Origin of the sequence: Conexibacter stalactiti, assembly GCF_033542075.1 — a bacterium.
Classification (GTDB): Bacteria; Actinomycetota; Thermoleophilia; order Solirubrobacterales; family Solirubrobacteraceae; genus Conexibacter; species Conexibacter stalactiti.
Window position 1 is genome coordinate 1 of the sequence record NZ_JAWSTH010000162.1, and the last position, 9,178, is coordinate 9,178.

A 9,178-nucleotide genomic window follows, 5' to 3' on the forward strand; every position below is an offset into this window, starting at 1 on the left:
CGGCGGCGCGCGCCGGCGCGGCGGCGGCCTGCGCGGCCGCGAGCGCGCCTGCCCCGGCGGCACCGCCGGCGACCCCGAGGAACCTGCGCCGGTCGATCCGTGACTCCATGGTTGCTTGCGACACACGGGTGTCTCGAAAGGTGCGGTCGTGTTCCATCGTGGACGTCAGTAGTTCACCACCGCAGGTCTGCGGGAACGGGCGGCTGGCACGGCGGCGCGCCTGCGCGATCGTGTTCTCGACCACGAAAGGAGACCGCCATGTCGGCCGCAGAGACAGCTTTCATCACGGGACGCACCGACGCCGCTCAGGCGCCGGCGGCGGTCGCGCTCGCCGAGCCGGCCGCGGAGGCCGCGCCCAAGCAGGTTGCCGTCAACGACTCGGACTCGCCGCTGCTGTTCGTCTTCATGCTGCCGATGCTCGCGATCATCGGCTGCGTGCTGCTGATCGGCCAGTCGCCGACGTGGGCGCTCGTCGGCATCTCGATGGCGACGATCGGGGTGATGACCGCGCTCGTGATGTGGGCGATCAACCGCCTGCTCGCCGACGGCGACGGCGAGGGCCACCCCGACGTGGTCCCGCACTGAGCGGGCAGCGACGGCGGACGTGGCCGACGCCGAGCGGGACGGATCGCGGCCCGCGCTGAGCGCTGAGCGGGGCGCATCGGGTATGACCCGGGGGTGAGCGAAGCGACACCGGTCCCGAGCGCCGCCGCGCTCGCAGCGCGCGCGGTCGACGTGGCGCTGCGCGACGGCGCGCCGATCCACGTGCGGCCGGTCCGCGCCGACGACCTGCCGGCGGTACGCGCCTTCCTCGAGTCGCTCTCGGCCGACTCGCGCCGGCTGCGCTTCTTCACCCCCGCCGCCGACCTCGCCGCCGCGGCCCGTTGGGCCGCGGAGGTCGACCGCCACGAGCGCGACGGCCTGCTGGCGCTGACCGGCGACGGCGAGATCGCCGGGCATGCCGCGTGGGCGCGCTACGCGCCGGGAGCCGACCGCGCGGAGGTCGCCTTCGAGGTCGCCGAGACGATGCGCGGCAGAGGGCTGGCGACGATCCTGCTCGCCCACCTCGCCTTCGGCGCGCGTGCGCAGGGGATCGCGACCTTCGTCGCGGAAGTGCTGCCGGAGAACCACAAGATGCTCGGCGTCTTCCGCGAGAGCAGACTGCCGCTGCAGGTCCACTCCGAGCCCGGGGTGCTGACGGTCGAGATGCCGACCGCCTTCACCGACGAGGCGCGTGAGCGCTTCCGCCAGCGCGAGCGGCTCGCCGCCGTCGCGGCGATGGACGCCGTCCTGCGGCCGCGCTCGATCGTCGTCGTCGGCGCCTCGCCCGACACCGGCACGATCGGCGGCGCGACCTTCGCCAACCTCGCCGCCGGCGGCTTCAACGGCGCGCTCCACGCCGTCAACAAGCGCGGCCGGCCGATCGGCGCGCATGCCTGTCACCGCTCGCTCGACGACGTCCCCGGCGAGCTCGACCTCGCCGTGCTGGCGATCCCGGCCGCCGACGTGCTGCACGTCGCGCGCCAGTGCGGCGAGCGCGGCGTGCGCGCGCTCGCGGTGCTCGCGGCCGGCTTCGCCGAGGCCGGCCCCGACGGCGCCGCGCGCCAGCGCGAGCTGCTCGCCACCTGCCGTGGCGCGGGCATGCGGCTCGTCGGCCCCAACTGCCTCGGCGTGCTCAACACCGACCCCGCCGTCAGGCTCGACGCGACCTTCGTGCCGACTCATCCGCCGCCGGGCGGGATCGGGCTGCTGTCGCAGAGCGGCGGCGTCGGGATCGCGCTGCTGGAGCAGGCGCGCGAGCTGGGCGTCGGGATCGCGACGTTCGCGTCGGTCGGCAACAAGGCGGACCTGTCCGGCAACGACTTCATCGAGTGGAGCGAGCAGGATCCGCGCACGAGAGCGATCCTGCTCTACCTCGAATCGTTCGGAAATCCGCGCAAGTTCGCGCGGATCGCCAGACGTGTCGGCGCGGTCAAGCCGATCGTCGCCGTCAAGGCCGGCCGCACGAGCGCCGGCGCGCGCGCCGCCTCCTCCCATACCGGCGCGCTGCTGGCCGGCTCCGAGCTGGCCGTCGCCGCGCTCTTCCGCCAGGCCGGCGTGCTGCGTGCCGACACGCTCGGCGAGCTGTTCGACCTCGCCGCGCTGCTGGAGCGCCAGCCCCTGCCCGCCGGTCACCGCGTCGCGATCGTCACCAACACCGGCGGACCGGGGATCCTCGCCGCCGACGCCTGCCAGGCCGCCGGGCTCGAGCTGCCCGCCCTGCCCGAGCCGCTGCGGCACGAGCTGGCGGCGATCGTGCCGAGAAGCGCCGGCCTCGCCAACCCCGTCGACCTGCTCGTCGACGCCTCGCCGCAGGCGTTCGCGGCGGCAGTGGAGGCGATCGGCCGCAGCGACGCGGTCGACGCGGTGATCGCCGTCTTCGTCGCGCGCCCGTTCGCGCGCGCCGAGGACGTCGCGCGGGCGCTGCGCGGGGCCGCCGGCGCGCTCGGCGGGCGGCTGCCGCTGCTGTCGGTCTTCATGACGGGAGACTCGGTCGCGGGCGGCGGCGGGAGCGATCCTCGCGGAGCGCCCGACGCGACGCTGCCGGTCTTCCGCTATCCCGAGGACGCGGCGCGGGCGCTGGCGCGGGCCGCCGAGCACGCGAGCTGGCGGCGCACGCCGCACGGCCGTGTGCCCGACTTCCCCGGCGCGCGCGCCGACGAGGCCTCCGCGATCGTCGCCAGCGCACTCGCCGCGGACCGTGACGGCGGATGGCTCGACCCGTTGCAGACGCATGACCTGCTCGCCTGCCATGGACTGCCGCTGGCACCGCAGCGGGTCGTTCGCAGCCCGACCGCGGCGGCTCGCGCCGCGACCGAGCTGGGCGGCCGCGTCGCGCTGAAGGCGATCTCCCCCGGCCTGCTGCACAAGTCCGACCGCGGCGGCGTGCGACTCGACCTCTCCGGGCCGACCGCGGTCAAGCGCGCCGCGCAGCGGATGCGCGAACAGCTCGCCGCGGCGGGAGCACCGCTGGAGGGGTGGCTGGTGCAGGCGATGGCGCCGAGCGGGATCGAGCTGCTGGTCGGCTCGACGACCGATCCCGTCTTCGGCCCGGTCGTCGCGTGCGGCCTCGGCGGACGTGCCGTCGAGCTGCTGAGAGACGTCGCGGTGCGACTGACGCCGGTGACAGACCGCGGCGCCCGCAACATGGTGCGCGAGCTGGGGACCTACCCGCTGCTGGAGGGCTACCGCGGCGCGCCGGTCGTCGACGTGGCCGCGCTGGAGCAGGTCGTGCTGCGCGTCAGCGCGCTCGTCGAGGCTCATCCGGAGGTCGTCGAGCTGGACTGCAACCCGGTCGTGGTGCACGCCGACGGCGCGGTCATCGTCGACGCGCGCATCCGCGTCGCGCCGGTCGCCCCGCCCGCGCCGACGCCCGCGCTGCGGCGGTGACGGCGAGCGCCGCCGCCTCGACGCCGCGGCGCTGAGGGGACGACCGCCCGGTCGCCGTCGAGCCAGCCGTACCAAGCGACACAGATCCGTTCCATATGGTGCGGCCATGTTGCTCGACCGGATTCGCGGACCGCTCCTGTGGCTCGGCGCGCCGCTCGCGCTCGCGGGCGCGGTCGCCGGCTCCGACGAGCTGCGTGACGGCGGCGCGATCGCGTTCGCGGCCGGCGTCGTGCTGGTGCTCGCGCGACGAGTGCGCGGCCACTGGCATGCACGTGCGCTGCCGCCTGCGCAGACGGGGCTCGTCAGCGCCTCGGCGGGCGCCTCCACCGTGCCGGGCGAGATGCCCGGCGCGGTGGAGGCGTCCGCCAGCAGCATCGCGGCGGCGGTCCGCGACCAGCTCGACGCGAAGCGGCTCGTGCCGGCGGCGGCGAGCATCTGGGCGGTCACGATCAGCGGCGACGAGAGCGCGGTCGCGGTGCGCGGGAGCGACGGGAGCGACGGCACCGCGCCGGGCGGCAACGCGCTCGACGCCGGCGCGATCGTCGAGATCGGCTCGGTCTCGAAGGTCTTCACCGGCCTGCTGCTCGCCGACCTCGCCGGCGCGGGCGTCGTCGCGCTCGACGATCCGCTCGACCGCCACCTGCCGGGCCTCCCGGCGCGCGTCGGGGCGATCACGCTGCTCGACCTCACCACCCACACCGCCGGTCTGCCGCGGCTGCCGGGCTCGCTGCTGCTCGCCGCCTTCACGTCGCCGACCGATCCGTACGCGCGCTGGGAGGGCGTGCGCGTGGAGCGTTCGCTGCGGCACGTGCGGGTGCGCTCGAACAGACGGTTCCGCTACTCCAATCTCGGTGTCGGCCTGCTCGGCCACGTGCTCTCGCGCGCGGCCGGCAGCGACTACGAGACGCTGCTGCGCGAGCGGATCTGCGCGCCGCTCGGCCTCACCAGCACGAGCGTCGCGCTGACACCCGTGCAAGGCCACGACCGCGCCGGTCTGCCCGTGCCGCCGTGGCACCTCGCGGCGCTCGCAGGTGCCGGCGGGATCCGCTCGACCGCGCGTGACATCGAGCGCTTCCTGCGCGCCCAGCTCGACCCCGCCGCGACGCCGCTGGCACAGGCGCTGGAGCGCTCGCAGCAGCCGCGACGCGCCGCTGGCCGCATCGCGAGAGAGCAGATCGCGCTCGGCTGGATGGTGAGAGCGGCGACCGCGGATCACGGCGAGATCCACTGGCACGACGGCGGCACCGGCGGCTTCGGATCGTTCGTCGCGTTCGAGCGTGACACCGGCTGCGGAGTCGCGCTGCTGCAGAGCGCGACCCACTCCCTCGGCACCGACGCCGCCGGCGCCCGTCTGCTCGACCGCCTGCGCGACGACCGCCGCCGCCGGACCGCCTAGCGCGCCCGCGGCAGCCGCTTCGCAACCCCGCGCGCGAACGGCGGCAGCGGCGGCACGATCCGCCGCAGCCGCGCGTCGTTGAGCGCCGCCTTCGCCGCCGCGTTGCCGGGCACGCCGTGCACCGCGCCGCCGGGGAAGGTCGACGCGCTGCCGATGTAGAGACCGCGCAGCGGCGTGCGGTACGGGCTCAGCGACGGCAGCGGGCGGAAGACGAGCTGGTCGAGCGCGTAGGAGCCGCCGCCGACGTCACCGCCGACGAGGTTGGCGTTGCGCTCCTGGAGGTCGCGCGGGGCGAGCACGTGACGTCTCAGCACGAGGTCGCGGAAGCCGGGCGCGAACCGCTCCATCTGCGCCTCGGCCGCGTCGATCGCGCCGTCGAGGTCGAACTGACGCGGCACATGCGTGTACGCCCACGCCGTGTGTTTGCCGGCCGGCGCGCGCGTCGGGTCGGCGACCGACTGCTGGCCCGCGAGCAGGAACGGTCTCGCCGGCATGCGGCCGGCCTCGACCTCCAGCAGCGCGGAGCGGATCTCGCTCGCGTCACCGCCGACGTGAACGGTGCCGGCGCCGCGCACGTCGGGCGCCTCCCACGGGATCGGGCCGTCGAGCGCCCAGTCGAGCTTCAGCGTCGCCTGCCCGTAGCGGAAGCGCGCGAGCTTGCGCACGTAGTCGGCCGGCAGCGCCGCGCCGGCCAGCTCGACGAGCGCGTGCGGGGTCGTGTCGAGGATCACCGTCGCCGCCTCGACGCGACTGCCGTCCTCCAGCCGCACGCCGGTGACGCGGCCGCCGGCCGCCTCCACCCCGTCGACGCGCGCGCCGGTGCGTGTCTCGCCGCCGAGCGCGCGCAGGTGGCCGGCGAGCGCGTCGGTCAGCCGTGCCGCGCCGCCCTCGGGGCTGGGCCAGCCGACGGCGTGACCGAGCAGGTTCAGGTAGAGCCCCGAGATCGCGCTGCCGGCGCCGCCGACCGGCACGTCGCCGTGCAGCGCCGCGCCGAACAGCCATGCCTTCGAGCCGTCGCTGCCGAACAGCTCAGCGCCGAGCGCCTCGGCCGAGGCGAGCAGCAGCCGCGTGAACTCCAGCATCCCCTCCAGCCCCAGCCCGGCGAGCAGCTTCGCGCCGCCGGCGACCGGCGGGAAGCCGCCGAGCATCGTCTCGCGCAGCGCGCCGAATCTCGCCAGGTACGGCCCCGCCAGCTCGCGCCAGCGGTCGCCGTCGCCGGGGGCGAGCACGTTGAGGCTGGCCGCCGTCGTGTCGAGGTCGCGCGCGAGCACGGCCGCGCCGCCGTCGGCCAGCGGGTGGGCCATCGGGTGCTGCGGCTGGACCCAGCGCAGGCCGTGGTCGGCGAGCGGCAGGCGCGCGAAGACCGGCGAGGCGGCCGCGGCCGGATAGACCGAGGAGAAGACGTCATGGTGGAAGCCCGGCAGCGTCAGCTCCTGCGTCGCGACGGCGCCGCCGAGCCGCTCGCGCGCCTCCAGCAGCAGCACGTCACGGCCGGCCTCGGCGAGCGCGATCGCCGCCGCGAGGCCGTTCGGGCCGCCGCCGACGACGACCGCGTCGGCGCGCGTCGGCGCGCTCATCTCGCCGCCTCGGGCGTGTCGTCGCCGCCGGCCGGCTTCGCGGCGGCGGCGATAGCCGGCCTCGGCGCCGTCCGCAGCGCCAGCTGGTGCAGCAGGCTCTCCTCCGGCGCGCCCTCGCCCCAGAAGGCCGCCTGCGCGTCGGCGCCGGCGCGCTTGTAGGCCTGGTCGAGATGCCACGGCATGTCGTCCCAGGTGCCGGCCGCGCGCACGTACGCCTTGCCGCCCTGCGTGTAGAGCAGCAGGCGGTTGTTGCCGCGGCCCATGAAGTGGCCGGCATGCGTGGTCAGGTCGAAGCCGACCAGCGGCGTCGCGTCGTCGGGGACCGGCTGCGGCTCGTCGCGGCCGAGCCGCACCATCTTCTCGTTCAGCTCGGCGACGTAGGCGCCGAGCGCGTCCGCGTCGGCGTGCGTCACCAAGCGCGTGATCGTGACGTAGCCGCGCGTGAAGATCGGCGCCTTCTCGACCGGCTGCGCGGCAACCTCGATCTCGAACGTCTGCCCCGCGAGACCGCCGCTGCGCAGCGGCGTGAAGCGGCCGATCGCGGTCGCGTAGTCGGGCCACGTCTCGGGTTGCGTCAGCGCGGCGACGATCGCGTCGGCGTTGGGCACCTCGACCGGGTCGTACGTGTGCCAGACCTGCTCGGCCGGCGGCTTGGCGGCCGGCGTCAGCTCGCCGAGCTTGGCGAGCGCGAGCCGCCGCTCGGGCACGTACGCGGCCTTCTCGGCCGGGCTCTCGAAGACGACGCCCCAGCCGCGCCGCGCCTCGTCCGCGTAGGCCTCCGGGAACCAGTCGCCGAACAGGTTCGCCGCGCCGGCCAGCAGCTGATCGCGGTCGAGCGTGCCGCGGCGCGCGCCGCCGTCACCGGTGCCGACGTGCAGCCGGCGGCGCCCGAAGGCGCGATGGAAGGCGAGCACGTCGTGCGCGTGCAGCCGCCGCCCGCCGCGCTGCCAGCGGGTCGTGACGATCGCGAAGGCCAGCCGCAGGTCGTCGACGTCGCGCTGCCCGGGCTCGCGCGCGTAGTAGGCGGCGTTGAGGAAGTCGGTGACCCAGCCGGCCGCGTCGGGCGCGGCGATCGAGTTGCCGCCCATGCGCGCGAAGCGAACCTCGTCGGAGCCGAGCGCGCGCTTGGCCACCAGACCGGCGCCTGCCACTCCCACGGCCGCCGCCGCTACTCGCTTCGTCGTCGTGCTGGCCATCTGGGGACCTCCTGTCCTGCGGTTTGCGATTCGGTGTCTGCGACGCTAGTACCCGTGATCGGCGCCGTCGGTGCCTGCGCGCACACGAACGGCGCAGATCCGTAGTTCCCACGGAGACGGTCTGGTGGTGCCCGCGCCTGCCGCTCGCGCCGCCGCGCGGCTATCGTCACGAACGTGACCAGCGGCGAGCAGAAAGAGATCCGCGTCGTGCTCGCGGACGACCATCGCGTGGTGCGCGCCGGCCTGAGGCTGGTGCTCGACGCCGAGCCCGGCATCGACGTCGTCGGCGAGGCCGGCGACGTCGAGACCGCGATCCGCGCCGTCCGCGCCCATCATCCGCACGTGCTCGTGCTCGACCTCAACATGCCGGGCGAGCCGAGCCTCGAGGCGATCCCGCGGATCGTCGCCGACCTGCCCGAGACGGCGATCGTCGTGCTCACGATGCAGCAGGATCCGGCCTTCGCGCGCGAGGCGCTGCGCGCCGGTGCGCGCGCCTACGTGCTGAAGGAGGCGGCCGACGACGAGCTGGTGCAGGCGGTGCGGCTGGCGCGCGACGGCCGCACGTATCTGAACCCTGAGCTGGGCGCGAAGATGGCCGCCGAGCCGCCGCCGAGCGGCCCGCCCGACGACCTCACCGCGCGTGAGCTGGAGGTGCTGCGGTTGATCGCGCTGGGGCACACGAACAGCGAGATCGCACAGCAGCTGTTCCTGAGCGTGCGGACCGTGGAGTCGCATCGCGCCCACATCCAGCAGAAGGTGCGGCGCTCATCACGCGCCGAACTGGTGCGATACGCACTGGATCACGGGCTGATTGAAGCGAGCAGCTCTTCTTCCCAAACTCATACCTAGCGCTGAGTATTCAGCACGCGGAACGTTCCGGCGGGGACTAGCGGCAGCGAACGGTGGAAGCGAGCATGCGCCACGATGCCCTCTCTCACGCTCCTCACCACTCCGACGGGGGCCGACGACGTCGGCGGCGCTGAGTCGTTCGGCGCCGTGGTGCGCACGCTGCGCACCGCTGCCGGGATCACCCAGCGCGACCTCGCAGCACGCGAGGGACTGCACCGCAACTACCTCGGCGCGCTCGAACGCGGCACGATCGCCAACCCCGGGCTCGCCACCGCCAACCGCCTCGCGCGCGCGCTCGACGTCAGCGTCGCGGTGCTCGCCGAGAGCTTCGTGCGGCCGCTGCCGGCAGGCGTGCCGCCGCGGACCGCGCCGGCGCCGCCCGCACAGGAGCCCGGCGCCGCTGCACTCGGTCGCGCGCTGAGGCTGCTGCGACGACGGCGCGAGCTGACACGGGCGGTGCTCGCCGAGCGCACGGGGATGCACAAGAACTACATCGGCAGCCTGGAGGACGGCGCGATCGCGAGCCCTGGCCTGCTGACCGTCACGCGCCTGGTTGTCGGCCTCCACGGCCCGACCGCCTCCGACGACCTCGACGCGCTGGCGACCCACGTCGGCGTGCTCGCGCGCGTCTTCGCCGGCGAGGCCGTGCAGCCGCGCGCGATGGCGGCGTAGCGGCGCACGGGGCCGGCGCGGCGGGCGGCGGGCACGGCGGGCCGCGGGCACGCCGCGCT

General features: G+C 75.4%; 7 protein-coding genes. 5 read left to right on the top strand and 2 right to left on the bottom strand.

Annotated features, from left to right (window positions below; translation table 11 throughout):
- Positions 1-258 precede the first annotated feature (258 nt).
- From R7226_RS30145 to R7226_RS30155, 3 genes are all read left to right on the top strand, one after another.
- Complete coding sequence (locus tag R7226_RS30145; protein ID WP_318601202.1) at positions 259-585, top strand: hypothetical protein; 327 nt, start codon at positions 259-261, stop codon at positions 583-585.
- Between the two features lie 93 nt (positions 586-678).
- A complete protein-coding gene (locus R7226_RS30150; protein ID WP_318601204.1) occupies positions 679-3,429 on the top strand; it encodes a bifunctional acetate--CoA ligase family protein/GNAT family N-acetyltransferase in 2,751 nt (916 codons plus the stop codon).
- Positions 3,430-3,535: 106 nt separating this feature from the next.
- Positions 3,536-4,825: a serine hydrolase domain-containing protein gene (locus R7226_RS30155; RefSeq protein ID WP_318601206.1), complete on the top strand. Its 1,290-nt coding sequence runs from the start codon at positions 3,536-3,538 to the stop codon at positions 4,823-4,825.
- Here R7226_RS30155 and R7226_RS30160 read toward each other — a convergent pair.
- Positions 4,822-6,402 carry a phytoene desaturase family protein gene (locus R7226_RS30160; RefSeq protein ID WP_318601208.1) on the bottom strand — a complete coding sequence of 527 codons (1,581 nt, stop codon included), beginning with the start codon at positions 6,400-6,402 and terminating at the stop codon, positions 4,822-4,824. The genes R7226_RS30155 and R7226_RS30160 overlap by 4 nt on opposite strands.
- Complete coding sequence (locus R7226_RS30165) at positions 6,399-7,598, bottom strand: hypothetical protein (protein ID WP_318601209.1); 1,200 nt, start codon at positions 7,596-7,598, stop codon at positions 6,399-6,401. Before R7226_RS30165 ends, R7226_RS30160 begins: the two co-directional genes overlap by 4 nt.
- A 174-nt stretch (positions 7,599-7,772) precedes the next feature.
- Here R7226_RS30165 and R7226_RS30170 point away from each other — a divergent pair, with 174 nt between their 5' ends.
- Together R7226_RS30170 and R7226_RS30175 are read left to right on the top strand one after the other, a co-directional pair.
- Positions 7,773-8,447: a response regulator transcription factor gene (locus R7226_RS30170; protein ID WP_318601210.1), complete on the top strand. Its 675-nt coding sequence runs from the start codon at positions 7,773-7,775 to the stop codon at positions 8,445-8,447.
- Positions 8,448-8,522: 75 nt separating this feature from the next.
- Complete coding sequence (locus R7226_RS30175) at positions 8,523-9,119, top strand: helix-turn-helix domain-containing protein (RefSeq protein WP_318601212.1); 597 nt, start codon at positions 8,523-8,525, stop codon at positions 9,117-9,119.
- The last annotated feature ends 59 nt before the right edge of the window (positions 9,120-9,178 follow it).